Origin of the sequence: Bradyrhizobium sp. th-b2 (assembly GCF_000426785.1) — a bacterium.
GTDB lineage: Bacteria > Pseudomonadota > Alphaproteobacteria > Rhizobiales > Xanthobacteraceae > Bradyrhizobium > Bradyrhizobium septentrionale.
In genome coordinates this window covers 275202-301483 of sequence record NZ_AUGA01000002.1, presented here as the reverse complement: position 1 = coordinate 301483, position 26282 = coordinate 275202, and the positions used below count along the sequence as shown (strand labels likewise).

Sequence of the window (26282 nt, the reverse complement as noted above, 5' to 3'; positions counted from 1 at the left end):
GATTGGCTTTTGTTTTGACGCGTTTTCTTCACGCGAACCGGTATCCACTTCGCTCGAAAACGCTATAAATCTAACCAGAACGATCGGGCGCCCGCAAGAAAGGATCATGATGAGCAGCAATGCCGTGCGCTCGCCCAATTCGCTCTGGGCAGCAGTGACGCCATCCGGCCCTGATTGTCCCGAACTGACCGGCGCGCAGCAGGCCGACGTCGTCATCATCGGCGGCGGTTTCACTGGTCTATCGACCGCGCTGCATCTGCGCGAGGCCAATGTCGACGTCGCGATCGTCGAGGCTGCGGAGCCGGGCTGGGGCGCCTCCGGCCGCAACAACGGCCAGGTAATTCCGACGCTGTCGCGTCCCGATCCCGATGACATCATTGCCAGGCACGGCGCGGCTGGCGAGCGCTTCGTCGCGATGCTGCGAGACAGTGCGTCCATGCTGTTCGACGTCGTCAAGCGCTACGACATCGCGGCCGAGCAAGAGCAGGCCGGCTGGGTGCAGCCGGTGCATTCGCCCGGCCGCATCAAGATCGCGGAGCGGCGGGTGCAGCAATGGTCGAAATTCGGCGCGCCGGTCGAACTGCTGTCGCGCGATCAGACCAGGGACATGCTCGGCTCGGATGCGTGGTATGGCGGCTTCTGGAACCGGACCGGCGGTCACGTCAATCCGCTGGCGCTGGCGCGTGGCCTTGCGCGCACCGTGCTCGGCCTCGGTGCGCGGATCTATGCCCGTTCGCCCGCGACGAGTTTCGAGCGCCGTGGTGACCGCTGGGTGGTGAAGACCGAGCAGGGCGAAATCTCCGGCCGCGCGCTGGTGGTCGCGACCAATGCCTATAGCGGCGAGTTCACCAAATCGCTGGTGCCGGAGATCGCAACCGAGGTGATGCCGGTGCTGTCGTGGCAGATGGCGACCCAGCCGCTGTCGGACAATGTCCGCAAGACCATCATCCCCGCCAGGCAGGCGATGTCGGACACCCATGGCGAGCTGTATTTTGCGCGCTACGACGCGCGCAATCGGCTCGTCACCGGCGGCGCCGTGCTCGGCCCGGGCGACAAGACCGCGCGGCTCAAGGCGCGGGTGACCGAGCGGCTGCAGCTGATATGGCCGCAGATCGGCGACGTGTCCTTCGACTATGTCTGGAACGGCTATGTCGGGATGACGGCGGATTTCCTGCCGCGTATGCACCGGCTGGGACCGAACGCCTATGGCTGGACCGGCTGCAACGGCCGCGCGGTGGCGCTGACGATTCCACTCGGCCGCGAATTGGCGCGGGCGGTCCAGGGCGTGCCGGAAAGCGAGCTAGCGCTGCCGTTCACCGAGCCGGTGCAGTATGTGGCGCACGGACTCCTGCGCAAGCTCGCGCCGTGGATGCTGGTGCTGTACCGGCGCCGCGATGCACAGGAGCTGGTCAAGGGCGATCGCTTCGAGCTGCTGCGCTGGGCGGAGTATTTCCTGGCTTCGCGCCGCTCACGGTGAACGCGGACCAACGCTACGCGATGCCCTGATTAGGCGATCAAGGCATCGCGCTTGCGCGTGAAGTCGCCGCCGGGGATCGCTGACAGCAGCGCCTGCGTGTAGGGATGCTGCGGCCTGCCGAACACCTCCGCGGTCGGCCCTTGCTCGACCACGGCGCCATCCTTCATCACGGCGACCAGATCGCAGATTTGTGCAGCAACCCGCAGATCGTGAGTGATGAAGATGATGGAGAGGCCGAGCTGCTGGCGCAGTCCGGCGAGCAGTTTCAGCACCTGCGCCTGCACCGAGACGTCGAGCGCCGAGACCGGCTCGTCGGCGACCAGCACGTCCGGCTTCAGCGCCAGCGCCCGCGCGAGCCCGATGCGCTGCCGCTGCCCGCCGGAAAATTCGTGCGGGAAGCGGTCGCCGGCGGACGGGTCGAGGCCGACCAGTTCGAACAGCCTTCGTGCTTCCGCGATCGCCGTTGTGCGGTCGGTGCCGTGCACGATCGGTCCTTGCGCCACCAGCTCGGCCGCCTTGCGGCGCGGGTTGAGCGAGGCGAACGGATCCTGGAACACCATCTGGATGTGGCGGGTCTCGCGCCTGATCTCCTCGCGTGTCAGCTTCGCCCAGTCCTTGCCGTCGAGCACGATCGATCCGGTGTCGGGATCGATCAGTCGCACGATGCAGCGCGCGAGCGTCGATTTGCCGGAGCCGGACTCACCGACGATGCCGAGCGTCGCGCCGCGCGGCAAATGCAGCGAGACGTTCTTGACTGCTTCCGTGATCCGCGCGCCGCGGCCGAGGAAGCCGCCGGTGCGGTAGGTTTTGGAGACGCCGTCGATGGTCAGGATGTCCTTGCCGGAAAGGATGCGCGGCGGCGGCGCCTTCAGCGGCGGAACCGCTGATATGAGTTGCTTCGTATAGGCATGCTGCGGATCGCTCAGCACCTTGTCGGCGGCGCCTTGCTCGACAATCGCGCCATGCTGCATCACCACGACGCGATCGGCGATCTCGGCGACGACGCCGAAATCATGGGTGATGAACAGCACCGCCGTCTTCTTGCGCTGCTGCAGGTCGCGGATCAGCTTCAGGATTTGCGCCTGCGTCGTGACGTCGAGCGCGGTGGTCGGCTCGTCCGCGATCAAAAGCTTGGGGTCGAGCGCCAGCGCCATCGCGATCATGGCGCGCTGGCGCTGGCCGCCGGAGAGCTCGTGCGGATAGGCCTTTGCGGCAGCCTTGGGGTCGGGGATGCGGACGTCCTCGAGCAGCGCCAACACGCGCGCATTGATTTCGGCCTTCGACAGGCCGGTGTGAATCGAGAACATCTCGCCGATCTGGTCGCCGATGGTGCGCAGCGGATTGAGTGCAGTCATCGGCTCCTGGAAGATCATCGCGATTCCGGCGCCGCGCACCTCGCGCATCTCGGCACTATCTGCGGCGCAGAGGTTGCGCCCATCGAATATCATCCGGCCCTGTTCGATGGTCACCTCATTCGGCAGCAGCCGCATGATGGCGTTCGCCATCATCGATTTGCCGGAGCCGGACTCGCCGACCACGCAGAGGATTTCATTCGATGCAATCGACAGGGAAACGTCGGCCAGCGCGTGCGGCCGGTCGGCGCCTTTGGGCAGGCGCACCGTCAGTCCGTTGAGCGAAAGGACGGTCTCGCTCATCGGCTCTTCAGCCTCGGATTGAGCGCATCGTTGAGGCCCTGGCCGACCAGCGACACCGCGAGCACGGTGACCAGGATCGCAATGCCGGGGATTGCCGAGACGTACCATTGCACGCGGAGCACATCGCGGCCGAGCCCGATCAGATTGCCCCAGGAGGCGACGTTGGGGTCGGACAGCCTCAGGAACGCCAGCGCGCTTTCCAGGAGGATCGCGACCGCCATCACCACGCTGGCATAGACGATCACGGGCGGCAGCGCGCTGGGCAGGATCTCGCCGAGGATCAGCTGGACGTCCTTCATGCCGAGCGTCTTGCCGGCCTGCACGAATTCCCGGTTGCGCAGCGACAGGAATTCGGCGCGGGTCAGCCGCGCAGGCGCCGGCCACGACACCACGCCGACCGCGATGGTTACCGTGGTCAGCGTCGAACCGAACACCGCGACCAAGACCAGCAGCAGCACGAAGTTCGGCAGGGTCTGGAACGCCTCGGTGATCCGCATCAGCACATTGTCGACCCAGCCGCCGTAATAGCCGGCGAAGGCGCCGACCAGGATGCCGATCAGGATCGCGATCACGGTGGCGACGCCGCCGATCAGGAGCGATATCCGCGCGCCGTAAAAGATTTGAGCTGCGATGTCGCGGCCGGAATTGTCGGTGCCGAGCAGGAAGCGCGGATTGGAGAATGGCCAGATCAGCGGCCGGCCCGCCAAAGCGAGGGGATCGCGCGGATAGAGCAAACCGGCGCTGATCGCCATCGCGATCACAAGCAGCAGCAGGATCAGGCCGATCACCGCGGCCGGGCTGCGGAAGTAGCGTTTCACCGCGTCCATCGTCAGCCCTCCGCCGCGATGCGCGGATCGAGCCGCGCGTAGAGCAGGTCGACGACGAAGTTCACGATGATGACCAGCAGCGCGGACACGAAGACGATGCCGAGCAGGGTGTTGAGGTCGCGCTGCACCACCGATTCATATGCGAGCCGGCCGAGGCCGGGCAGCGAGAACACGCTCTCCACCACGACCGAGCCGCCGAGCATGGTGCCGGCCTGAAGTCCGATCAGCGTCACCATCGGCAGCAGCGCGTTGCGTAGCACATGGCGGGTGATGACATGGGTCTCGTCGAGACCCTTGGCCCGGGCGGTGCGCACGAAATCGAGGTTCAAGACCTCCAGCATCGAGGCCCGCATAATGCGCAGATAGATCGCCAGAAAGATCAGCCCGAGCGTCAGCGTCGGCAGCACCAGATGGGCGGCGATATCGAGCACGCGCCAGATCCCGGTCTGCACCGTGCCGATGTCCTCGAAGCCGCCCGGCGGCAACCATTGCAGATAGACCGAGAACACCACGATCGCCATCAGCCCGAACCAGAATGAGGGGGTGGCGTAGAAGATCAGGCCGAGGGTGGAGATCATGGTATCCGGCCAGCGGTTGACGCCGCGCGCGGCGATCACGCCGAACAGCAGGCCGAAGAAGAACGCGAACGACAGCGACGCGGTCATCAACAGGATGGTCGGCGGCAGCCGCTCCAGGATCACGGTCGCCACCGGCTTGCCGTAGATCGAGGAGAAGCCGAGATCGAGCCGCACCAGCCGCCACAGATAGTTGGCGAGCTGCGCCGGCACCGAGAGGTCGAGCCCGTAGAACTTGCGCAATTCCTTTGCGGTCGCTGCATCGCCGCCGCCCATCTGCGCCATCAGCGCATCGACGGTGTCGCCCGGCGCCAGCTGCAACAGCAGGAACACGCCGATCAGGATCAGGAACAGGGTCGGGATCGAGGCAGCAAGCCGCCGCCCCGCAAGGCTCAGGATACGCATGCGTTATCTATAGCGTGTTCAGACGACGTGGACACCGGTCTGCATCGGATTGGCGCAGGTCTCTCGGTCACCTCGCCCCGCTTGCGGGGAGAGGTCGGATCGCATCGCACGATGCGATCCGGGTGAGGGGGTACAGGTCTATCGATAGACTAATCTCGCGGAGACGGCCCCTCACCCCAACCCTCTCCCCGTGAAGAACGGGGAGAGGGAGAAGGAGCCTCAGGCCGAAAGCCAGAGATCGTGCCAGCTCGCTGAGCCCCAGCGCGGCGTGTTGGAGTGGTTGCGCGCCTTGGCCGTGATCACGGTGACGAAGATCTGCTCGATCGGCATCCAGACCGGCAGCTCGGTGTTCACCTCCTTGACGAAATCGGCATAGAGCGCCTTGCGCTTGGCCGGATCGACTTCGGTCGCGGCATCGTCGATGGTCTTGTCGACGGTCTTGTCCTCCCAGCCCCACTGGTTGGTCCACGGCGCGCCCTTGGGCTGGCCGGAGCGGTACCACACCGTGGTCGAGACCGCGGGGTCGTTGCGGTACTGGTGCCAGCCGGTCGCGAGATCGAAGGCGTGCTCGTCATAGACCTGCTTGAGGAAGCCGCCGCCGTCGTTGCGCACGATGTCGACCTGGATGCCGACTTCTCCCAGCGACTGCTGGATGAAGGTCGACCACAGCGAGATGTCCTCGCCCCACGGCGCCGGCAGCAATTTGAGCGAGAAGCGGTTGCCGCCGGAGGCCTTGAAGCCGGCCTCGTCGAGCAGCGCGATCGCCTTGGCCTTGTCGTATGGATATTGCGGCGTGTTCGGCCCGGGATAGAAGTCGGTCGAGGTCGAGGGGATCGGCCCGGTGCCGAGCTTGGCGAAATCGCCGAGGAAATTGTCGATGAAGAACGGTACGTTGACCGCATGCGCGATGGCGCGGCGGACGCGGATGTCGGACAGTTCCTTGCGGCGGAAGTTGAACTCGATGGTGTTGGTGCGGGCGTTGCCCTCATTGCCCTTGGTCGCGACGATGAAGCGCTTGTCCTTGCCGAGCCGCGCCATGTCCGAGATCGTCAGCCCCGAGAACGGGCTGTAGTGCAGCTCGCCGGCCTCCATCTGCGCGGCCGCGGCGGCGCGGTCGGTGATCACCTTCCAGACGATGCGGTCGAGATAGGGCGCGTTCGGCCGCCAATAGTCCGGGTTGCGGTCGGCGATGATGTATTGCCCGCGCTCATATTTGACGAATTTGAACGGGCCGGTGCCGACCGGCGCCAGATTGGTCGGGTTCTGCCTGATGTCGCCGCTCTCATAGAGATGCTTTGCCGAGACGTAGCCGAGGTCGGGCAGGGCGCGGAGCAGGAGGTTCAACGGCATCGGCCGCTCGTAGCGGAAGATCGCGGTCTGCGGATCGGGCGTGTCGACCGCGGTGAGGAACAGCTGCAGCGTCGATCCGTAGTTGAGGATCTTCTTCCACATGTTCATCGCGGTGAAAGCGACGTCCTCCGAGGTGAACGGCTTGCCGTCGTGCCAGGTGACGCCCTTGCGCAGCTTGAAGGTGACGGTCTTGCCGTCAGGCGCCGCCTCCCAGCTCTCGGCGAGCACGCCGATCGGCTGTCCCTGGGCGTCGAGGTCGACCAGATTCTCCTGAATCTTGCCGCCGATGATGTAGACGCCGGTCGAGGCCTGGATGCTCGGGTTGAGCTGGCGCTGCTCTGCGCCGTAATGGACGTTGAACACGCCGCCCTTGCGCGGGGTTTCCTGCGCGAATGCCCGCATCGGATTGATGACATTGGCCGCAATCGCGGCCGAGGTCAGCAGGGCCGTGCGGCGGTTAATCTCAAGGCGGGTCAAATCCATACGCGGGTCTCCAGAACTTACATAAGGGCACGTATCGGCCGGCCAGCTGGTCGGTTGTGGCGGCCTTTGACGATGTTACGATGGAATGGGAACCCGAGTCATTTTCTAATGCCTCGCCCTTTTGGAGGATCGTTTCCGAAACCTGAAGTGGCGTGTCGCAGCGCGTCGCAACCCGAATTGCGCGCCGCATTGTCGCTCCCGGACGCTTCAAGGTGTGTGCGGTGATTCTCTCGGGGGCCTGTTTCGGGAGCCCCGAAGCCGCGCAAACCCTGTAATTTTAGGGGTCGGAAGCACCTTGACTTGAAAAAACACTGGAAAAATCCCTGATTCGGGGGCTGTCCACAGCGATATTGCTGTGGGGAGTGCAGAAAACACTGTTTTTCTCGGCGTTTTCCGCCATATCGTGCCCATTCCAGAATCAATGGAGCAACCATGGCTACCCAATTGTCGAAGTCGCAAGTGATCGAGAAGATCGCGACCACCACCGAACTCTCCAAGCGCGACGTCAAGAACGTCTTGGACTCGCTTGTCGATGTCGGCCACAAGGAGCTGAAGAAGGCCGGGGTATTCCTCGTCCCCGGCTTCGCGAAGTTCGTTGTCGTCAAGAAGCCTGCGACCAAGGCGCGCAAGGGCACCAACCCCTTCACCGGCGAAGAGATGATGTTCAAGGCCAAGCCGGCCCGGAAGATCGTCCGCGCTCGGCCGGTCAAGGCCGCCAAGGACGCGGTTTAAGATGAAAGGCCTCCGGTGACGGAGGCCTTTTGCTTTTGAGCCGTCGCTTCCTGCCGTAGGTTGCCAGCTGCGTTTTCGAGCGAAGTGGACACCGGTTCGCGTGAAGAAAACGCGCCAAAGCAAAATCTGGAGCTTCGGTTCTGGTTGAACCGGAACCGGAGCTCTAGACCACCGGCGATCGGCCACCATCGACATTGATGGCGGTGCCGGTGATGTAGGAGCCTTGCTCCGAGGCCAGGAAGCAGGCGAGGTTGGCGAACTCCTCCGCCGTGCCGATGCGGCCGAGCGGCGTGCCCTTGGCAAGACCCTTGGCGAATTCCCCGAAATCCGTGTCCGGCGCCTGGGCGGCGTGCCGCTTGACCCATTGATCGCTCATGATCAGGCCGACCAGGAGCGCATTGACCAGGATGTTGTGCTCGCCGCCTTCGTTGGCCATCACCTTGGTCAGCGCCATGCCGGCGGCGCGCGACACCGAGGTCGGCGCGGAATTGCCGGCCGGCGCCTTGGCAAAGGTGTTGAGCACGTTGATGATGCGGCCCCATTTGCGCTGCTTCATGCCGCCCCAGACAAGCCGGCTGAAGCGGATCGCGGCAAACAGCTTCAGGTCGAGGTCCTCCTGCCAGTCCTCGTCGCTGATGCTCTCGAAAGCCAGCGTGCGCGCCGTGCCGGCGTTGTTGACCAGCACGTCGATCTTGCCGAGATCGGCCACGATCCGGTCATGCGCCTTGGTGATGTCGGCGGCCTTCGCGACGTCGCAGACGTAATCGCGTACCACGAGGCCATCCCTGGCAAGCGCTTCGCGCGCCGCGGCGAGGTCGGCGGCGCCGCGGGCGAGGATCGCGACCCTGGCGCCGGATTCCGCAAACCGCCGCGCAACCGCAATCCCGATGCCCTTGCTGCCGCCGGTGACCACGGCGACGCGGTCTTTCATTGATAGGTTCATTGTTGTTCTCCCTGGGCATGATCCCGGCGAGAACGCTATCAAACCGACAATGCGACCAACAAGGTCATGCAGAGCAGGTGTGCCGTGACGATTAGTGCGAGATGGAGCGGGCCGGACATCGGATGTCTCCATTATGGGGCGCGGACGAATGCCAAGTGAGGTGAGCACCGCCGCTCAGGCTTCCTCCCCCTTGAAAGGGGGAGGGCGGGTGGGGGTTGCTCGCCGCGGGCGCTGGCGTCTGCGGAGGCAGGATCCCCACCCGGTTTGCTGCGCAAACCGATCTCCCCTTTTTAAGGGGAGGTGAAGACGCCGCTAGTTCAAGCTTGCGCCCGCCGTAAAGCTGCGGTCGACGGCCTTGCTGACATCGAGCGTCTTGCCGAGGATGCCGTAGCGCGTGGCGCGATCGGATGCGGCCTGCACTTCCTTCACCACGGCCTCGTCGATTGCGATCGGTGAGGTCTTCTGCGCTGTGTAGGCGGCGAGCAGCACGTCCTCCGGCAGTTTGGTCAGCTCGGCCGTGTTCCTGGCGTATTCGGCGACATGGTCGAGCGACCACAGCCGCGCCTTGTTGAGCCGCTGCACCAGATCCTGCACCGCCGCGCGCTTGGTCGCGATCGCGTTGTCGGAGGCGACGATGAAGGTGATGGTCGGCGTCAGTCCCTCGCCGTCGGCGACGACCCGCGCGTTGTCCTTCAGCGTGGCATACGAGATACAGGGCTCCCACACCGCCCAGGCGTCGATCGAGCCGGCGAGCAGCGCGATCTTGGCGTCGACCGGGCCGAGCGGCGCGAAGGTAGCATCCTCGATCTTGCTGCCGGCCTTCTCCAGCGTCGCGTTGATCAGGAACTGGCCCCAGCCGCCCCGCGTGCCGGCGAGCCGCTTGCCCCTGAGATCGGCCGCCGTCTTGATCGGCGAATCCCCACGCACCAGGATCGCCTGCGTCCGCGCGTCGGAGCGCGTGCCGCCGATCGCCTTGATCGGCGCGCCCGACGCATAGACCGTGAGGAACGACAGGTCGCCGGTGTAGCCGACGTCGAGCGCGCCGGCATTGATTGCCTCCAGGATCGGTGCTGCGGCCGGAAATTCCGACCACTCGATCTTGTAGGGCAGGCCCTTGGCGAGGCCGGAAATCTCGAGCAGCGAGCGGTTGCCACCCTTCTGGTCGCCGACCCGCAGCACGATCGCGTCAGTCGCGAACGCCGCTGCTGATGTCGACAGCGTGATCGCGGCGGCAAACAGCGCGGCCGCGGTGCGGCGGGTGAAGGTATAAGGAGGGCCCGAGCGGGTCAGTTTGCGCATATGACTTTTCTTTCCGAGAAGTTCGCTGCGCGGCGGAACGCGCGGCAGCGTTTGATCGAGTCTATGAGCAAGCCGTTCGCCGTCAACGAAACGGAAATCTGAATTCGCTCCCCGCACGGCAAGGATGATCTCGTCAAGCGTGCCGCGCGTAGAAGACATCGCGCACGCGGCCGCAAAACGCTCAAATTTGATGCAGTCGCGGTGACGACGCCGCATGTCGCGCGTCGCGATAACAGCAAAATCCTTTCATCGTTGCGCGATGCGATCGTGGAGATATCAGCTGTCGCGCCGACAACATTCGAAATTCCATTTCATTGACGATGAACTTGTCGCGCCGCATCATTTGCGCGTTGCTTTGAGTGCAATAGCGCCGGAGAAATCCGCTTTTTCTAAAACCATGAGCTTCGAACGACGGGGCGCGCAGACGACGACGTTTTGCGCGCGGGGCGGAGCCTTGCCGAAATGCAGGAGTGAACATGTCTGTCGACAACAAGAAGACGGTGATGGATCGCCGCACATTGCTGCGTGCGGGCGCCGCTGCGGCCTTTGGCGCGCCGATCGGGGCCTATAGCGCGCAGGCCTTCGCGCCGCGGGCGATCACGCCGGCGATCGACTTCTCGGAATTCCCGATCTGCAAGACCGTATCCGATGCGCCGCCTCTGACCGGCGCGCCGCGCAAGCTGAAACTGTCCTGGAACGCCGGCGCGGTCTGCCTCGCGCCGCTGCCGGTCGCGATCGACCATGGCTTCTTCCAGAAGCAGAACCTCGACGTCGAGCTCGTCAACTATTCCGGCTCGACCGACCAGCTGCTGGAGGCGATCGCCACCGGCAAGAGCGACGCCGGTCTCGGCATGGCGCTGCGCTGGCTGAAGCCGCTGGAGCAGGGCTTTGACGTCAAGATCGCCGCCGGCACCCACGGCGGCTGCATGCGCGTCCTGACCCGCACCAGCTCCGGCGTCGACAAGCTCGCCGATCTCAAGGGCAAGATTGTCGCGGTCGGCGACCTTGCCGGACCCGACAAGAACTTCTTCTCGATCCAGCTCTCCAAGCTCGGCATCGACCCGGTCAAGGATGTCGACTGGCGCGCCTATCCCGGCAACCTGCTCAATGTCGCGGTCGAGAAGGGCGAGGTGCAGGCCTTCCTGTCGTCGGACCCGCTGGCCTATCTCTGGCTGAAGGACGCGCAGTACAAGGAGGTCGCCTCCAATCTCGACGGCGAGTACCGTGACAAGAGCTGCTGCATCGTCGGCCTGCGCGGCAGTTTGGTACGGGAAGAGCCTCACGTCGCGCGCGCCGTCACCCAGGCGCTGCTCGATGCCGCCATGTTCACCTCGCAGAACCCGGACAAGGCGGCGAAATCGTTCCAGCCCTATGCGCCGAAGGCGGCGAGCCTCGCCGATCTCGAGGCGATGGCGCGCTACCACACCCATCACCATCATCCGACCGGCGCGGTGCTCAAGAGCGAACTGAAGGGCTACGCCGACGATTTGAAATCGGTGCAGGTGTTCAAGCAGAGCACCGACACGGCCAAATTCGCGGAGCGGATCTATGTCGACGTATTCAGTGTCTGACACGACGGCCGCGGCCGCGCCGCGCGCCACGGTCACGTTCTCGAACCTCTCCGGCAGCTATGGCGTCGGGCTCGCGGCGAGCCTCGCCTGGCTCGCCTTCGGCCTGTCGTGCCTGTATTGGCCTGATGTCGGCGACTGGTCGCGGACCTCGTCGCTCGGCATCGGCGCCATCGTGATCGCGGCCTTCATCCTGTTCGGCACATTTGCCGCCGATTATCTCGGCAGCGCCGGGCAGGCGCTGCGCAAGCGGGCGCCATGGTTGGTGGCCTTCGGCGCGTTCGTGACGCTCTGGGAGGTCGCCACCGCGAAATTCGCCTGGCTGCCGCTGCCGTTCTTCCCGCCGCCGCAGTCGATCCTCGAGGTCTACACCGACGATCTGCCGAAACTGCTCGACAGCGTGTTCGCCTCGATCAAGCTGCAGCTCGGCGGCTACGTCATCGGCGCGACGGTCGGCTTCGTGACTGGCGTCTCGATCGGCTGGTCGCAGAAGATCGGCTACTGGGTGCATCCGGTGCTGCGCTTCATCGGCCCGCTGCCGGCCACCGCCTGGCTGCCGATCGCCTTCTTCACGTTCCCGTCGAGCTGGAGCGCCTCGACCTTCCTGATCGCGCTCGCCACCGGTTTCCCGGTGACGGTCTTGACCTGGTCGGGTGTCGCCAGCGTCAGCAGCGCCTATTACGACGTCGCGCGCACGCTCGGCGCCAAGCCCTCATTCCTGGTGCTGAAGGTCGCGATCCCGGCGGCGTTGCCGCATGTGTTCGTCGGCCTGTTCATGGGGCTCGGCTCGTCCTTTGCCGTGCTCGTTGTCGCCGAGATGATCGGCGTCAAGGCCGGGCTCGGCTGGTACCTGCAATGGGCGCAAGGCTGGGCGGCCTATGCCAACATGTATGCGGCGCTGATCGTGATGTCGCTGCTCTGCTCCGGCGCGATCACGCTGCTGTTCCGCACCCGCGACCGCCTGCTGGTCTGGCAGAAGGGCGTCGTCAAATGGTAGTGCAATCCGCCGCCGAGGCGATCACCTATCCCGCGGTCGGCGCCGAGCTCGACATCGAAGGCGTCAGCCATGCCTTCGACATCGACGGAGCTGTTCTGCCGGTGCTCGACAATGTCAATCTTTCGATCGCGCCGGGCGAGTTCGTCGCGCTGCTCGGTCCGTCGGGCTGCGGCAAGTCGACCTTGCTGCGGCTGGTGGCCGGGCTGGAGAAGCCGCGCAGCGGCACGCTGCGCGAGGATGAAGTGCGGATTGCCGGCCCGCATCCGTCGCGCGTCGTCGTGTTCCAGGATCCGACGCTGTTTCCGTGGCGCTCGGTCTGGGACAATGTCGCGCTCGGGCTTGAGGCACAGGGCATCCTGAAGGCGCAGCGGCACCGGGTCGATGCTGTCATCGAGCTGGTCGGCCTGTCGTCGTTCCGGAATGCCTATCCGCACCAGCTCTCCGGCGGCATGGCGCAGCGCGTGGCGCTGGCGCGTGCGCTGGTCAACGATCCGAAAATCCTGGTGCTCGACGAGCCGCTCGGCAAGCTCGACTCGCTGACGCGGATCGCGATGCAGTCCGAGCTCGTCGCATTGTGGCAGCGCAAGGGCTTTACCACGCTGCTGGTCACCCATGATGTCGAGGAAGCGCTGGTGCTCGCCAACCGCGTCATCGTGCTCTCCGACCGGCCGGCGCGGATCAAGGCCGACATCGCTGTCGCCCGGCCATACCCGCGGCATCGCGGCGATCCTTATCTGGCCGAGTTGCGCAAGCAGATCCTCGGTCTGCTCGGGCTGGAGGCGACATGGTGACGACAGCGGCGAGGGAGCTGCCGCCGGCGAACGAGCCGGAGCACATCGCGCGCGCGTTGCGGCTTGCCGAGGTATTTGCCGCGCGTGCACCCGCACATGACCGCGACGCCAGCTTTCCGTTCGAGAATTTCGTTGACCTTTCGCGCGAAGGGCTGCTGGCGCTGACCGTGCCGGCGGCGCTCGGCGGCGGCGGAGCGGGCGCCCGCGATGCCACCCGCGTGCTCGGCATCATCGGCAAGGCCGATCCGTCGACCGCGCTGGTGCTGTCGATGCATTATATCCAGCATCTGGTGATGGCGCGCAGCACGCGCTGGCCCACCCGTCTGTCGCGCAAGCTCGCCAAGGAGACCGTCGAGGGCGTGGCGTTGATCAATGCGTTGCGCGTCGAGCCCGAGCTCGGTTCGCCCGCGCGCGGCGGCCTGCCGGCGACAACGGCGCGTCGCACCGAGACCGGCTGGCGGCTGACCGGCCGCAAGATCTATTCGACCGGCGCGCCGATCCTGAAATGGTACGCGGTCTGGGCGAAGACCGACGAGGCGGAGACCCGTGTCGGACTGTTTCTGGTTCCCGCCGGGCTTCCCGGAACGCGGATCGAGGAAAGCTGGGATCATCTCGGCCTGCGCGCCAGCGGCAGCCACACAGTGGTCTTCGACGACGTGTTGTTTCCGCTGGATTACGAGATCGACGTCCGCAAGCCCGACGACTGGAAGGTTCCTGACGTCACCCATGCGACCGTGCACGCGATCTTCGTCGCCGCGATCTATGACGGTATCGCCCGTGCGGCCCGCGACTGGCTGGTCAAATTCCTGAAGGAACGGGTGCCCGCCAATCTCGGCGCGCCGCTGGCGACGCTGCCGCGCATGCAGGAGGTTGTCGGCGGGATTGAAGCGCGGCTGGCGGTCAATGCCCGCCTGATCGACAGCTTTGCAACCGATTTCGATGACGGCTTCCCGCTTTCCGCGATCGAGTCTAACATCATCAAGCTGACGGTGACCAATAACGCCGCAGCAGTGGTGGAGGATGCCTTGTCGCTGACCAGCAATCACGGCCTGTCGCGAACCAATCCGCTGGAGCGGCATTACCGTGACGTGCTGTGCGGCCGCGTCCATACCCCGCAGGACGATGCCACCCGTGTCTCCGCCGGACGCTCCGCGCTGGGCGTCTGAAAACAATAGCCAACAACAACGGAGTTTCCCGTCATGCCGGTCGAGTTCATCGGCTTCATCACCAACAACAATGCCTCCGAGACCATCGTCCGCACAGGCCCGGTGCTCGATCCGCCCTATATCGAGACGGTCGCCAAGGCCCATGAGCTCGCCGGCTTCGATCGCGCGCTGCTGGCATTCCACTCGACGACGCCGGACGCATTGCAGGTCGCGCAGCATGTGCTGACCATCACCAAGCAGCTGAAGGTGATGATCGCGCAGCGGCCGGGCTTCACCGCGCCGACATTGCTGGCGCGTCAGCTCGCGACGCTGGATCAGTTCTATGGCGGCCGCGTCTCGCTGCACGTCATCACCGGCGGCAACGCCATCGAGCTGCGCCAGGACGGCAACACGCTCGACGACAAGGACGAGCGCTACGCCCGCACCAGCGAATTCCTCGACGTGGTGCGGCTGGAATGGACCAGCCAGAAGCCGTTCAACTACAGCGGCAAGTATTACAACGTCGAGAACGGTTTCTCGCAGGTGAAGCCGCTGCAGAAGGGCGGCATCTACACCTTCGTCGGCGGCGGCTCGGACGCCGCGGTCGAGGTCGCCGGCAAGCACGCCGACACCTTCGCGCTGTGGGGTGAATCCTACGCCCAGGTGCGCGACGTCACCGCGCGGGTGCGCGCCGCTGCGGCCAGGCATGGCCGGCCGACGCCGCGCTTCAGCCTGTCGGTGCGGCCGATCCTGGCCGACACCGAGGAGAAGGCGTGGGCGAAGGCGGAGCATATCCTCGAGCGCGCCACCGCGCTGCAGGACCAGACCGGTTATCGCCGCCCCAACCACGCGACCGACGGTGCCAAGCGGCTGCTGGCGCTCGCCGATCAGGGCACCCGGATCGACAAGCGGCTGTGGACCGAGATCGCAAAACTCACCGGCGCCAACAGCAACACCACCGCGCTGGTCGGCACGCCCGAGCAGGTCGCCGAGGTGTTCGCCGACTATTACGATCTCGGCGTCAGCCACTTCCTGATCCGCGGTTTCGATCCGCTGGTCGATGCCATCGACTACGGCCGTGAGCTGATCCCGCTGACCCGCAGGCTGATCGAAGCACGCGACCAGCAGCGGGGGATCGCGGCCGAATGATCCGTCTCATTGTCGCGGCGGCGCTTGCGCTCGCCAGCATCGATGCAGCCTTCGCGCAGACCACGCTGCGCGTCGGCGACCAGAAGGGCAATTCGCAGGCCGTGATGGAAGCAGCCGGCGTGCTCAAGGATGTTCCCTATAAGATCGAATGGAAGGAGTTCGCCGCGGCGGCGCCGCTGCTGGAGGCGCTAGGGGCGGGTGCGATCGACACCGGCCTGGTCGGCGACGCGCCGTTCACCTTTGCGGCCGCCGCGAAAATTCCGGTCAAGGCGATCGCGGCTGTCAGGCAGTCGCGCGACGGGCTCGCGATCGTGGTGCCGGAGAACTCCGCGATCAAGAGCTTTGACGATCTGCGCGGCAAGAAGATCGCAACCGGCCGCGGCTCGATCGGCCATCAGTTGATCCTGGCGGCGCTGGAAGCGAAGGGATGGCAGGCGGCCGACGTGCAGATCGTGTTCCTCGCGCCGTCGGATGCGAAGGTCGCCTACACGCAAGGCTCGGTCGACGCCTGGTCGACCTGGGAGCCCTATGTCAGCCAGGAGGAGGTGCTGTTCAAGTCGCGCCGCGTCATCACGGCCGACGGCATCACGCCCGGCCTCGGCTTCCAGGTCGCGACACCTGACGCGATCAAGGACAAGCGCGCCGAGCTCGGAGGATTTCGTGCGCCGCCTCGCGGCCGCGCGCGCCTGGTCGCAGAACAATGTCGAGGGGTACGCGGCGACCTGGGGCAGGCTGATGAACATCCCGCCCGCAGTGCCGCTGAACTGGCTGACGCGGGCAAAAATCCGCATCGCGCCGATCGACGACGGCGTCGTGGCCGACGAGCAGAAGACCATCGATCTCTACGACCGCTGGGGCCTGATTCGGCAGCAGGTCAGCGCCGCCGACATCGTCGACCGGTCGTTTGGCGCAGCCGTGGAGAAGGGCGCGGGGTTGTAGCGCGCTTAAGCGCCGCATCGGCATTGCAGTCCCTCTCCCGCTTGCGGGGGAGGGCCGGGGTGGGGGCTCTCTCCGCGTGTCATATCGTGGAGAGAGCCCCCACCCGGATCGCATCTGGCGATGCGATCCGACCTCCCCCGCAAGCGGGAGAGGTGATCGGTCTGCGGAAGCGATCTGGTCAACGCGCCGCTAACGAATCCGTGATCCCTCAAAACATCCATTCGGTCCGCAAGCGCCGCCCAGCAAGGATTTTCCCCGTTCGGCGCCTTCCAAAACCGCAACGTTGCTATTTTCGCCGCGGCCTTGTCGTACCCACCGGCGCTGCCAAGATCAGACGGACGAACAATCGAGTCCGGGAGATCACCATGGGCCTTCAACAAACTCGCATCGAGTCGCTGCCGTTTGTGACCGCTGAACTGAACTATCTCGCACCGACGCCGGGCAAGCCCCGGACCTACGCTTTCGATCCGCCGCCCGGCGAAGCCAAATCCACCGCGCTGCCCGAAGCCCACAACGTTCCGATCTTTGACGGCCGCCTGATCGCCGACAGTTTCTCGCTCGACCGCGAGGGCTTTGCGCTGGTCAAGCATCCGACCAGCGTGAAGGACTATTACGACGACAACGAAGTCCGCAACGTCTACTACCCCGCCGTCGAAGCCTTCCTGAAGGCGACGCTGAAGGCGGACCGCGTCTTCGTCTTCGACCATACCGTGCGCAAGCGCGTCGAGGGTGCAGCGGATATCCGCGGCGGCGGCCCGCGCCAGCCCGCGACGCGCGTTCACGTCGACCAGACCGCAATCTCCGGCCACAACCGCGTGTTCGAGCACCTGCCCAATGAAGCCAATGAACTCGTCAAGGGGCGCGTCCAGGTGATCAACCTGTGGCGTCCGATCCGCGGTCCCCTGCGCGATTCACCGCTCGCGATGGCTGACGGCACCACGGTGGCGCCGGAGGATCTGATCGCCTCCGACCTGATCTATCCGAACCGCAGCGGCGAGACCTATTCGGTGAAGTACAATCCGAACCATCGCTGGTTCTACATTCCCGAGATGACGCCGGACGAGGCGATCCTGCTGAAATGCTACGACTCGGCGACCGACGGCCGCACGCGATTTGGGCCGCACACGGCGTTTGTCGATCCGACCACGCCGGCGGACGCCGCGCCGCGCGAGAGCATCGAGCTGCGTACGCTGGTGTTCCATAAGCAGTAAGGGTGAAGAGTAGCCGCGAGATAGGTGCGCTCCCTCTCCCGCTTGCGGGGGAGGTAAAGTTGCACTGCCTCTAAAGTTGGCACCCCGCACCCAATAGTGTTACGCCCTCCCGAAAGCGCTCAGGGAAGAGGCGATTCGTGGATGGCGTGGTGACGAAGGAAGAGGCGGGGATCGGTTTCCGCGCCCTGGTTCTTGCGCTTCTGGCGTTGGCCTCTGGCCACATGCTGTCGACGCTGCTGCGCACGATCCCGGCGATCAGCCTCGATCTGATGGCGCGGGATTTCGGCACCTCGCCGCAGGCGCTGGCGAGCCTCACCTCGATCTATCATTTCTCCTTTGCCGCCTCGCAAATCCCGGTCGGCGCCGCGATGGACCGTTTTGGCGTGCGGCCGGTGTCGCTCAGCCTGCTTGCCGGCACCGTGGTCGGAACACTGGTCTCGGCGATTGCGACGGGTCCTGCCAGCTTCGTGCTCGGACAATTCATGCTCGGCGTCGCCACCTCGGGCATGCTGATGTGCCCGATGACGCTGGCGGCCAAGCAGATGTCGGCGGCGAAGTTCGGCCTGTGGTCCGGGCTGATCCTCTCGATCGGCAATATCGGCATGCTGCTGTCGGCGAGCCCGCTGGCCTTCGTGGTCGATCAGTTCGGCTGGCGCGCCGGCTTCTGGGTTTCTGCCGGTTTCGGCATTGTGGTGCTGATCGCGGTGTTTGCACTGGTGCCGCGGCAGCCGGCAGCGCATGCGGACGATTCCTCGCCGCTGCAGCAGATGGCCGAGGTGCTGCGGCTCGGCCTGTCGCGCGGCCTGCGCGGTTTGATCGCACTGTCGCTGGTGTCGCTCGGCGCCTCGCTGGTGCTGCGCGGCCTGTGGGGCGGGCCGTGGCTGATGGATGTGAAGGGGTTGAGCCGCATCGAGGCCGGCAATGTGCTCGGCCTGTTCACGCTGGCGATGATCGTTGGGCCGGCCTGCATCGGCGCCTTCGATCGCAAGTTCGGACATCGCCGCGCCATGGTGGCATCAACGCATGCCGTTGCCGCGCTGCTGCTCGTGCTGATGGCGGCCGGCGCGCCGCATTTCCCGGTTTCGAACCTGCTTGGCGTTGCCGTGATGCCGTCGCAATATGATCTGGTGCTGCTGATCCTGATCGGGCTCGCGACCTCGGCGCAGCCGCTGATCTACGGCATGACGCGGCAGCTGGTCGACGCCCAGAACACCGGCAAGGCGCTGTCGTCGGTCAATCTCGCCTTCTTCCTGGGCGCGGCGTTGCTGCAATCGAGCACCGCCGGCGTCGCGGCGCTGTTCGGACTGCCGGCGGTGCTGCTGTTCATCGCCGGTGCGCTGGTGATCGGGATCGTGTTGTTCCTGGTTTACACCAGGGCCTAGAGCATCGGTTCTGATTGAATCAGGACCGATGCTCTGTTTTTTTGTTTTGACGCGTTTTCTTCACGCGAACCGGCGTTCACTTCGCTCGAAAACGCTTTAGATCGTCTGCGCCTGCTTGCGGATTTCGTCGGCAAGCGGTTTCAAGGCACCGAGCCCGCGTGGCCCCACGAGGCTGTAGCCTGTGCCATCGTCAGCCCAGGACAGGCCGGCCACGTCACCGCCCGAATGCGGGGCCATCGCGGCGTTCTTGTCTGACGTCATCGGACGGGTCAGGACCACAAGCCGGTCGCCGCGATCGTCGTCGTACATGAACATCGCCGCAGGGCCGTGCGCGGTCGGCACCACGCGTCCGCCCATGAAGCGATAGCCCGACTTCGTCAGGTCCGGCAGCTTGACCGGCTGACGCAACCGGTTGGAGACCCATTGCACAAGCTCGGCGCTGTCGCGCAGCTCGACCGGCCGCGTGCGATCGGAGGCGTACACCTTGTAGGAATCGCTCGCTTCCTCAGCGAGCGCTGCAATCCCGCCGGCTGGCGCCAGCGTCGCGCCACGGATCACCCAGCCGCCGAGGCCGCCGATCGAAATCATCAGCATGGCCGCGATGGCCCAGCGCCATGACGCGGGACGGCGGCGCGGGCTCTCGATCATCCTGGCGAGGTTGAGCTGCGGCGGCAGCGGCTCCTCGGCAATCGGCAGCAATGCCGATCGCAGAAGGGTGCGCTGATTGGAGTAGGCTTCTATGCGCCTGGCCACATCAGGATGCTTCTCCAGATAGGCGCCGACTTCCGCCTCGCGCTCCGGTTCGAGCGCGCGATCCACATAGGCGTGCAGATCGTCTTCGGTGATGGGTCGATTGCTCATGTCTTGTTCCGCAACTGCACGATATTATGATTCAGCTGGCCTGACGTCCCCTCTAGCTCGTGATGGAGCCGCTCGCGGGCGCGCGCCAGGCGCGACATCACCGTGCCAATCGGCACACCGAGCACCTTCGCGGCATCGGCATAGGACAGATCCTCGACGCCGACGAGCAGGAGCACTGCACGCTGGTCATGCGGAAGCTTTGCGAGCTTCGCCATGACATCGCGATACATCACCTTATGCTCCTGTTCCGCCTCCTGACCGAATGTATCCTCGTTGGTTTCGTCGATCGCGACATGGACGCCGCGTCCCGTTGCGCGGCGAAACTGGTTGATGGCGAGATTATGCAGGATCGCGAACAGCCACGGCCGCGGATTGTCCGACCGCCGCTGCTCCCAGTGAGTGACGGCGCGTTCGAGGCAGTCCTGCACCAGGTCGTCGGCCGCCGCGTGATCGCGGACCAGGGCCCGCGCATACCGCCGCAAGGCGGGTATCAGCGGCTCGACCAGGCGCAGCATGTCGTTCATGGCGTTTGCACCTGAATGACCGCGCCGAGCTTCGTCGGTTCGCCTGACGTGATGACGAGATAGCGTCGTTCGGCCTTGGCTGCGCTCTGCACGATCTGGCGGATCGGTCCCGTGACGTTGACGATGGCGGAGCCGGCGGGATTGGTCATGAAGGCTGCGAGAGGCTCCACCGATCCCGTGCCATCGGCACGTTCGGCCAATCCTAGCACGTAGTGCTGCTTGGGTTCGAGCCCGGTGACCGATGCCTGCAGCACCTGGATCAGCCCCTGGTCGAACAGCGAGACGCTGGTCGGCGGCTTGTCACTCTTGGCGTTCTTCTTCGGCGCGAGCGCGAGATGGGCGGCTTGGCCGGCGACGCCGAGCGCCTGCAGGTTCTGGCGGTCATCCGGATTCGGCGCGGCGTTCGGCACATAGGCGATGGCCTGCGGCGCCTGGCCGATCGGGATGTTGGCGATCACCTTGTTGGTCGCGGTGTCGATCGCGGCCAACGCATCGGCATTCTCGAGACCAACATAGATCCTTGTGCCGTCGCCGGACGGCCAGACACCATGCGGGAGATTGCCCACGGGAATGGTCGCGACTTCCGAGAAGTCGTCGGTTCGAAACACCTTGACCTGGTTGGTACCGCCGATGGTCACGTAGGCGAATGTGCCTTTGGAGGTCCTGGCGAAATTGACGTGATTGGTGATCGGGCCGGTGTCGATGGTCTTGATCGGGTTGAACGGCGGCTTGGCGTTGAACACCTGCGTCTTGCCGGTATCCTTCAGCGTGAACCACACCTGCTCGCCATCGGGTGAAGCCGCGATGTTCGGGCAGAACGGGCTTTCCTGCTTCACTTTCCCGACGATCTGATGGTCGGCCACCGAGACCACGTCGGTCTCCGGATTGAACGACGAGCAGATATAGCCGTACTTGCCGTCCGGCGAGAAGATCTGCATGCCCGGTCCGGCCGGCACCTCGATCCGCATCGTTTCCTTGAACGTCTTTGCGTCGATCACCGAGATGTAGTTTTCGCCGCGAACGGTGACCCAGACCTCCTTGCCGTCGGGCGTGAAGAAGGCCTCGTGCGGCGAGCGCCCGACGTAAGTGGTGTGCTTGACCGAGTTGGTTGCTGTGTCGATGAAGGTCACCGAGTTGGAGCCGATCGACACCACCGCAAGGGTTTGATGATCGGGTGAGTAGCCCATGCCGTGAACCAGCACCTGTCCCTTGTAGAGTGGGCTGAAATTGCCCGGTTGCGGATCGCCGAGCCGGATCACGCCGAGCAGCTTGTTGTCGACCGGATCGGTGACGGACACCGTGTTCGAGAACTGCTCGGCGGCATAGACGCGGTCGTGATGGCTGATCGCAATGTCGGGCGAGGATGCCGCGTCCGGCGCCTGTCCGGCGAAGGCGGAACTCGATATCGCCAGCACGGTCGTGGCCAGCAGGCACTTCAGGACTTGACGGTTCATCGTTCGAAAACTCCTAGTTCTTCATTCCGTGGGACATGTTCATGTGATCGTGAGCCGCGGCGGGCGCCGCGCTCGGCTGCGTCGGGGCGGGCGCGGATGCCGTGACCGGATCACCGATCGCAAGTTTCATGGCGTCGATCTCCTGCTGCTGCTCGACGATGATCTCCTGCGCGATCCGCCGCAGTTGCTCGTTCTTGCCGTAGCGGAGCTCGATCACGGCCATGTCGATCGCGCCCTGATGATGCGGCGTCATCATCGCAACGAAGTCGCGATCGATATCGCCGCTCGGCTTGGCGGCCATGTCATTCATCATCTTGGTCATCGCGGCATCGTTTTCCGCGAGGAAGGCGCTCTCCTCAGTCGACTGCGCGGTCTGGTCCGGATGATGGGCGTCTTGCGCGAACGCCGCGGCGGCGACAAAGGCGAGCAGGACGGACGCGCCGAGCGGCGCGAGAGCGGGTCTGAAGGATCGAGGAAGCATCTACGTTTACCCTGGGGTTGTCGGGGAAGCCCGAGCGGTCCGGCCTCGGGCCGGCTTGCATGGGTGGGACGCAGCAGCGTGAGTTCTATTCCGTCGCCGGGTAGTCTCTTCTCGATCACGACTTGCTGATCGACGGAATGACCCGTTGCCGCCGAGCCGACCGATTTGCGATCGGCAAGCCGCTGGCTATAAGAAGGAATTCCGGTTCCGGTGGGCCGGTTCCCCGATCCTCCCCGCGCCATCCGGGCGCCAACAACGGCCAAGATGTCCGCCAAGATCGATCCGATCACCCGCTCCGTCGTCCAGCACCGCCTGTCGTCGATCGTGAAGGAAATGGGCGAAGCCATGCTTCGCACCTCCTATTCGCAGATCCTCAATTCCAGCCGCGATTTTTCGCTGGCGATCTGCGACACGGGCGGGCGGCTGATCGCGCAGGCCGATCACATCCCGGTGCATGTCGGCGCCTTGCCGTGGGCGACGCTCGCGGTCGAGGAGCGCTTCAAGGATGTCGCACCGGGCGATGTCATCCTGCTCAACGATCCCTATCAGGGCGGCAGCCATCTGCCCGATCTCACCGCCTTCGTGCCGGTGTTCGATGGCGGCAAGCGGCTGCTCTGGACCATCGTGCGTGCGCATCAGAGCGACATCGGCGGCGCCACCCACGGCGCCTACAATCCGGCCGCCACCGAGATCTATCAGGAAGGCATTCGCATTCCGCCGATCAAACTCTACGAGGCCGGTAAGCCGCGCGAGGATCTGCTCGACCTTCTGGCGTTGAACATCCGCAATCCCAGGGAATTCCGCGGCGACCTCGCGGCGATGCTCGGCGCTGCACATCTCGGCGAGCGCCGCGTCTCAAAACTGTTCAGCGAGTTCGGCGCCGAGACGGTCGAAGCTGCGATCGAGGCCATTCTCGACGCCACCGAGCAGCAGACCCGCGCCGTGGTGTCGACCTGGAAGGACGGCGTGTTCTACGGCGAGGCGCTGCTCGACGATGACGGCCACGGCCGCACCGACATCAAGATCGCGGCCAAAGTGACCAAGAAAGGCAGTGACATCGAGGTCGATCTCACCGGCTCCGATCCGCAATCGACCAGTTTTGTGAACTCCTCGCACGCCAACATGCAGGCCGCGGTCGCGATGGCCTTTGCCTATCTGATCGATGCCGACATCCCGAAAAACACCGGCGCGCTGCGGCCGCTGAAGGTGGTGGCGAAGCAGGGCACGATTGTGTGGGCCGATCCCGGCCGTCCCGTGACCTTGTGCACCAGCCATCCGTCCAACGAGATCGTCGAAGCGATCATCAAGGCGATGTCGGCGTCCTGTCCGGACCGCGTGATGGGCGGCTGGGGCCGCAGATTCCGCATCGCGATTCAGGGCGAAGACCCGCGTAACGGGCGTAACTTCATCTGGCACATGTTCCAGGCGCGGCCCGGCGGCGGCGCATCGCCCGGCGGCGACGGCTATTCATCGATCGGCGAGTGGCACTCGGTCGGTGGCCTCAAATTCGGCAGCATCGAGGTCGCCGAGGTGCGCTTTCCGCTGCATTTCCGCCAGCACGAATTCCGGCCGGATTCCGGAGGCGACGGCCAGCATCGAGGCGGGCTCGGCGTCGCGCTCGACATGGTGCTGGAGACGGCAAAGCCCGCCAAGGGCAACACCGCCGGCGACGGCGCGCGCCACGGCCCCTGCGGCATGCTCGGCGGTAAGGACGGCGAGCCGCATCGTTACCGGCTGCTGTCTGAGGGACGCGAGCCGCGCGTCCTCAAGACCAAGGAGGTCGGCATCGAGCTGCGTCCCGGCGATTGCCTGGAGATCCGCTCCTCCGGTGGCGGCGGCTGGGGTCCGCCGGAGAAGCGATCGGCGGAGGCGCGGGCGCGCGACACCGCGCAGGGTCTGGTTTCGAAAGCGGTATAGGGCAGCGATGTACACGATTGGGGTAGACGTCGGCGGCACCTACACCGACCTGGTTGCAACTGACAAAACCGGGCGCACGGTTTTCGCGAAATCACCGTCCACGCCGGCCGATCAATCGATCGGTGTCATGGCGGGACTGGAGGAACTGGCGCGCCGGCTCGGCGTGACGCGCGCGGCAATGCTGGCCGCGACCGATCGCCTGGTGCACGGCACGACAGTTGCGACCAACGCGCTGCTGGAACGCAAGGGCGCCAGGGTTGCGCTGTTGACCACCGAGGGCCATCGCGACGTCGTCGAGATGCGCGAAGGGTTGAAGCCGGATCGCTACGACCTGCGTACGCCGCCGCCGGAGCCGCTGGTGCCGCGCGAGCGCCGCTTCGGCGTGCGCGAGCGGCTGAAGGCCGACGGCAGTGCCGCGGTTGCGCTGGATGCCGCAGCCCTCGGCGAGGTCATCGCCGAGGTGAAACGCTCCGGCGCCAACTCGGTCGCGGTCTGCTTCCTGCACGCCTATCTCAACCCGACGCATGAGCTCGCCGCGGTCGAACGGCTCGCCAGGGAGTTGCCCGATGTCAGCGTGTCGCGCTCCAGTGACGTGCTGCCGCAGATCAAGGAATATGAGCGCGTCTCGACCACGATCGTGAACGCCTATGTCGAACCGACGGTGCGGCGCTATCTCACCAATTTGGAACGCAGCCTGCATGAAGCCGGCTTCAAGGGCTCGCTGTTCGTGGTGCTGTCGCATGGCGGCATGGCGCCGGTGGAAGAGGCCTCGCGGCTCGCTGCCGGCACCGTGCTGTCGGGTCCTGCCGGCGGCATCTCCGGCAGCCGCCGCTGCGCGGAGATGCTTGGGATTCCCGACCTCGTGCCGTTCGACATGGGCGGCACCTCGACCGACATTTCGTTGATCGCAGACGGCGAGGCCTCGCTCTCCGCCGACGGCATGCTGGCGGGCCAGCGCATCGCGTTGCGCAGCCTCGACATCGCCAGCATCGCGGCCGGCGGCGGCTCGATCGCCGGTGTCGACGGCAGCCGCACGCTGCGCGTGGGGCCGGAGAGCGCAGGCTCGGTGCCGGGGCCGGCCTGCTACGGCAATGGCGGCACCGCGGCCACGGTCACCGACGCCAATGTCGTGCTCGGCTATCTCGATGCCGCCGCCTTCATGGGCGGCGCACGCCCGCTCGATCGCGCGGCCTCGGAAGCGGCCGTCGATCGGATTGCCGAAGCGCTGGAGCTGTCGCGGATCGAGGCTGCCGCCGGCATCTACAAGATGATCAATCTGAAGATGGCCGACGGCATCCGCCTGATGACGCTGCGCCGTGGCGTCGATCCCAGGCGCTTCGCGCTGCTCAGCTTCGGCGGCGCCGCCGGGATGCATGCCGCCGAGGTCGCGCGCGAGCTCGAGATCAAGCGCATCATCGTGCCGACGGTTGCCTCCGTGCTGTCGGCCTGGGGCATGCTGACCAGCGATTTGCGTTACGAGGTCAGCCGCACCCATTATGGCGCGGGCCGGATTTCCGCCGATGAGGTGTGTAAGCTGTTCGCCGGACTCGAAGAGCAGGCGGCTGGCCGGCTGCGCGACTGGTTCAAGGGCGATATCGCGATCGAGCGCTCGGCGGAGATGCGCTATGGCGAGCAGGTGTTCGAGATCGATGTGCCGCTTGGCGACCTCGATCTCGGCGCCGCCGACCTGGTGGCGCAGATCGAGGACCGCTTCCATCGCCGCCACGAGGAACTCTACACCTATGCCTCGCGCGGGCAGGAGGTGGTGTTCGTCAATGCCCGTGTCGCCGCGGTCGGCAAGGTTGCGCGCGGCGGCGGCGATGTCGGCGAGGCTGCGTCAGCTGTGCCCTGCGCGCCGCGCGGCAAGCGGCAGGCCTGGCTCAGTGCCTGGCGCGAGGTGCCGGTCTATGCGCTCGACGATCTCAAGCCCGGCCATTCGCTGGCCGGCCCGGCGATTATCGAGGCCGAAACCACGACGGTTCTGGTCGGCAATGGCGACCGCGTCGCGGTCAATGCGTTGGGATGGCTCGACATAACATTGCGCTGAGGTGAGCCTCCGCCATCAACATTTCATTGTCCCGGTGTTGCCTTGGGCGATAAGGTCGAGTCCTCGGGAG

Annotated in this window: 21 protein-coding genes and 1 pseudogene; 12 read left to right on the top strand and 10 right to left on the bottom strand. The window is 65.4% G+C overall.

Translation table 11 applies throughout. From position 1 onward, the window contains the following. The first annotated feature begins 109 nt into the window (after positions 1-109). Complete coding sequence (locus K359_RS0104275) at positions 110-1477, top strand: FAD-binding oxidoreductase (RefSeq protein WP_029078246.1); 1368 nt, start codon at positions 110-112, stop codon at positions 1475-1477. Between the two features lie 29 nt (positions 1478-1506). Here the strand turns inward: K359_RS0104275 and K359_RS0104270 are convergent, their stop codons facing one another. The 4 genes from K359_RS0104270 to K359_RS0104255 all read right to left on the bottom strand — a co-directional run bounded on the left by K359_RS0104270 (position 1507) and on the right by K359_RS0104255 (position 6772). Continuing rightward, on the bottom strand, positions 1507-3132 hold the full coding sequence (locus K359_RS0104270; protein WP_029078245.1) for an ABC transporter ATP-binding protein: 1626 nt from the start codon (positions 3130-3132) through the stop codon (positions 1507-1509). Then, positions 3129-3959, bottom strand: a complete 831-nt coding sequence (locus K359_RS0104265) for an ABC transporter permease (RefSeq protein WP_029078244.1) — start codon at positions 3957-3959, stop codon at positions 3129-3131. The genes K359_RS0104270 and K359_RS0104265 overlap by 4 nt, the downstream gene beginning before the upstream one ends. A 2-nt stretch (positions 3960-3961) precedes the next feature. After that, a complete protein-coding gene (locus K359_RS0104260; RefSeq protein ID WP_029078243.1) occupies positions 3962-4939 on the bottom strand; it encodes an ABC transporter permease in 978 nt (325 codons plus the stop codon). 219 nt (positions 4940-5158) lie between these two features. Beyond that, positions 5159-6772 (bottom strand): ABC transporter substrate-binding protein, encoded by a 1614-nt coding sequence (locus K359_RS0104255; RefSeq protein ID WP_029078242.1) that lies wholly within the window; start codon positions 6770-6772, stop codon positions 5159-5161. A 432-nt stretch (positions 6773-7204) separates the two neighbouring features. Between K359_RS0104255 and K359_RS0104250 the strand changes: the two genes are divergently transcribed. Then, positions 7205-7504: an HU family DNA-binding protein gene (locus K359_RS0104250; RefSeq protein WP_021077434.1), complete on the top strand. Its 300-nt coding sequence runs from the start codon at positions 7205-7207 to the stop codon at positions 7502-7504. A 163-nt stretch (positions 7505-7667) separates the two neighbouring features. Here K359_RS0104250 and K359_RS0104245 read toward each other — a convergent pair whose 3' ends face one another. Then, positions 7668-8447, bottom strand: coding sequence for an SDR family oxidoreductase (locus K359_RS0104245; protein WP_029078241.1), 780 nt, complete (start codon positions 8445-8447; stop codon positions 7668-7670). Positions 8448-8759: 312 nt separating this feature from the next. Then, positions 8760-9746, bottom strand: coding sequence for an ABC transporter substrate-binding protein (locus K359_RS0104240; RefSeq protein WP_156928347.1), 987 nt, complete (start codon positions 9744-9746; stop codon positions 8760-8762). 476 nt (positions 9747-10222) lie between these two features. Here K359_RS0104240 and K359_RS0104235 point away from each other — a divergent pair, with 476 nt between their 5' ends. The 8 genes and pseudogenes from K359_RS0104235 to K359_RS0104200 all read left to right on the top strand — a co-directional run bounded on the left by K359_RS0104235 (position 10223) and on the right by K359_RS0104200 (position 18928). Beyond that, on the top strand, positions 10223-11317 hold the full coding sequence (locus K359_RS0104235) for an ABC transporter substrate-binding protein (RefSeq protein ID WP_029078239.1): 1095 nt from the start codon (positions 10223-10225) through the stop codon (positions 11315-11317). Next, the gene (locus K359_RS0104230; RefSeq protein WP_029078238.1) at positions 11295-12311 is read left to right on the top strand and encodes an ABC transporter permease; all 1017 of its coding nucleotides are present in this window, start codon (positions 11295-11297) and stop codon (positions 12309-12311) included. Before K359_RS0104235 ends, K359_RS0104230 begins: the two co-directional genes overlap by 23 nt. Further along, entirely contained in the window at positions 12305-13102 is a 798-nt protein-coding gene (locus tag K359_RS0104225; RefSeq protein WP_029078237.1) for an ABC transporter ATP-binding protein, read from the top strand. Before K359_RS0104230 ends, K359_RS0104225 begins: the two co-directional genes overlap by 7 nt. Next, a complete protein-coding gene (locus tag K359_RS0104220; protein WP_029078236.1) occupies positions 13096-14268 on the top strand; it encodes an acyl-CoA dehydrogenase family protein in 1173 nt (390 codons plus the stop codon). Before K359_RS0104225 ends, K359_RS0104220 begins: the two co-directional genes overlap by 7 nt. Before the next feature lie 33 nt (positions 14269-14301). Beyond that, a complete protein-coding gene (locus K359_RS0104215; RefSeq protein WP_029078235.1) occupies positions 14302-15396 on the top strand; it encodes an LLM class flavin-dependent oxidoreductase in 1095 nt (364 codons plus the stop codon). Next, positions 15393-16335: pseudogene (locus K359_RS51020) on the top strand (ABC transporter substrate-binding protein). Before K359_RS0104215 ends, K359_RS51020 begins: the two are co-directional and overlap by 4 nt. Positions 16336-16700: 365 nt before the next feature. Further along, positions 16701-17546 carry a CmcJ/NvfI family oxidoreductase gene (locus K359_RS0104205; protein WP_029078234.1) on the top strand — a complete coding sequence of 282 codons (846 nt, stop codon included), beginning with the start codon at positions 16701-16703 and terminating at the stop codon, positions 17544-17546. Between the two features lie 146 nt (positions 17547-17692). Then, a complete protein-coding gene (locus K359_RS0104200; protein WP_029078233.1) occupies positions 17693-18928 on the top strand; it encodes an MFS transporter in 1236 nt (411 codons plus the stop codon). A 96-nt stretch (positions 18929-19024) separates the two neighbouring features. On the opposite strand, the gene K359_RS0104195 is transcribed toward K359_RS0104200, so the two are convergent. Genes K359_RS0104195 through K359_RS0104180 form a run of 4 tightly spaced genes read right to left on the bottom strand, consistent with a single transcriptional unit; the run spans position 19025 to position 22248 of the window. Continuing rightward, positions 19025-19789, bottom strand: a complete 765-nt coding sequence (locus tag K359_RS0104195; protein WP_029078232.1) for an anti-sigma factor — start codon at positions 19787-19789, stop codon at positions 19025-19027. After that, positions 19786-20313 (bottom strand): RNA polymerase sigma factor, encoded by a 528-nt coding sequence (locus K359_RS0104190; RefSeq protein ID WP_029078231.1) that lies wholly within the window; start codon positions 20311-20313, stop codon positions 19786-19788. Before K359_RS0104190 ends, K359_RS0104195 begins: the two co-directional genes overlap by 4 nt. Continuing rightward, complete coding sequence (locus K359_RS0104185) at positions 20310-21767, bottom strand: YncE family protein (RefSeq protein ID WP_029078230.1); 1458 nt, start codon at positions 21765-21767, stop codon at positions 20310-20312. The genes K359_RS0104190 and K359_RS0104185 overlap by 4 nt, the downstream gene beginning before the upstream one ends. Before the next feature lie 13 nt (positions 21768-21780). After that, a complete protein-coding gene (locus tag K359_RS0104180) occupies positions 21781-22248 on the bottom strand; it encodes a DUF305 domain-containing protein (RefSeq protein WP_029078229.1) in 468 nt (155 codons plus the stop codon). Between the two features lie 264 nt (positions 22249-22512). Here K359_RS0104180 and K359_RS0104175 point away from each other — a divergent pair, with 264 nt between their 5' ends. Beyond that, positions 22513-24165 carry a hydantoinase B/oxoprolinase family protein gene (locus K359_RS0104175; protein ID WP_029078228.1) on the top strand — a complete coding sequence of 551 codons (1653 nt, stop codon included), beginning with the start codon at positions 22513-22515 and terminating at the stop codon, positions 24163-24165. A gap of 7 nt (positions 24166-24172) precedes the next feature. After that, positions 24173-26212, top strand: coding sequence for a hydantoinase/oxoprolinase family protein (locus K359_RS0104170; RefSeq protein WP_029078227.1), 2040 nt, complete (start codon positions 24173-24175; stop codon positions 26210-26212). Positions 26213-26282 lie beyond the last annotated feature (70 nt).

Excerpts from the sequence above, each read along its gene's own strand:
- K359_RS0104255 (WP_029078242.1), bottom strand. The coding sequence starts at position 6,772 with ATGGATTTGACCCGCCTTGAGATTAACCGCCGCACGGCCCTGCTGACC.
- K359_RS0104215 (WP_029078235.1), top strand. The coding sequence starts at position 14,302 with ATGCCGGTCGAGTTCATCGGCTTCATCACCAACAACAATGCCTCCGAG.
- K359_RS0104270 (WP_029078245.1), bottom strand. The coding sequence starts at position 3,132 with ATGAGCGAGACCGTCCTTTCGCTCAACGGACTGACGGTGCGCCTGCCC.
- K359_RS0104250 (WP_021077434.1), top strand. The coding sequence starts at position 7,205 with ATGGCTACCCAATTGTCGAAGTCGCAAGTGATCGAGAAGATCGCGACC.
- K359_RS0104275 (WP_029078246.1), top strand. The coding sequence starts at position 110 with ATGAGCAGCAATGCCGTGCGCTCGCCCAATTCGCTCTGGGCAGCAGTG.
- K359_RS0104220 (WP_029078236.1), top strand. The coding sequence starts at position 13,096 with ATGGTGACGACAGCGGCGAGGGAGCTGCCGCCGGCGAACGAGCCGGAG.
- K359_RS0104240 (WP_156928347.1), bottom strand. The coding sequence starts at position 9,746 with ATGCGCAAACTGACCCGCTCGGGCCCTCCTTATACCTTCACCCGCCGC.
- K359_RS0104195 (WP_029078232.1), bottom strand. The coding sequence starts at position 19,789 with ATGAGCAATCGACCCATCACCGAAGACGATCTGCACGCCTATGTGGAT.
- K359_RS0104245 (WP_029078241.1), bottom strand. The coding sequence starts at position 8,447 with ATGAACCTATCAATGAAAGACCGCGTCGCCGTGGTCACCGGCGGCAGC.
- K359_RS0104260 (WP_029078243.1), bottom strand. The coding sequence starts at position 4,939 with ATGCGTATCCTGAGCCTTGCGGGGCGGCGGCTTGCTGCCTCGATCCCG.
- K359_RS0104225 (WP_029078237.1), top strand. The coding sequence starts at position 12,305 with ATGGTAGTGCAATCCGCCGCCGAGGCGATCACCTATCCCGCGGTCGGC.
- K359_RS0104265 (WP_029078244.1), bottom strand. The coding sequence starts at position 3,959 with ATGGACGCGGTGAAACGCTACTTCCGCAGCCCGGCCGCGGTGATCGGC.
- K359_RS0104175 (WP_029078228.1), top strand. The coding sequence starts at position 22,513 with ATGTCCGCCAAGATCGATCCGATCACCCGCTCCGTCGTCCAGCACCGC.
- K359_RS0104170 (WP_029078227.1), top strand. The coding sequence starts at position 24,173 with ATGTACACGATTGGGGTAGACGTCGGCGGCACCTACACCGACCTGGTT.
- K359_RS0104235 (WP_029078239.1), top strand. The coding sequence starts at position 10,223 with ATGTCTGTCGACAACAAGAAGACGGTGATGGATCGCCGCACATTGCTG.
- K359_RS0104230 (WP_029078238.1), top strand. The coding sequence starts at position 11,295 with ATGTCGACGTATTCAGTGTCTGACACGACGGCCGCGGCCGCGCCGCGC.
- K359_RS0104180 (WP_029078229.1), bottom strand. The coding sequence starts at position 22,248 with ATGCTTCCTCGATCCTTCAGACCCGCTCTCGCGCCGCTCGGCGCGTCC.
- K359_RS0104190 (WP_029078231.1), bottom strand. The coding sequence starts at position 20,313 with ATGAACGACATGCTGCGCCTGGTCGAGCCGCTGATACCCGCCTTGCGG.
- K359_RS0104185 (WP_029078230.1), bottom strand. The coding sequence starts at position 21,767 with ATGAACCGTCAAGTCCTGAAGTGCCTGCTGGCCACGACCGTGCTGGCG.
- K359_RS0104205 (WP_029078234.1), top strand. The coding sequence starts at position 16,701 with ATGGGCCTTCAACAAACTCGCATCGAGTCGCTGCCGTTTGTGACCGCT.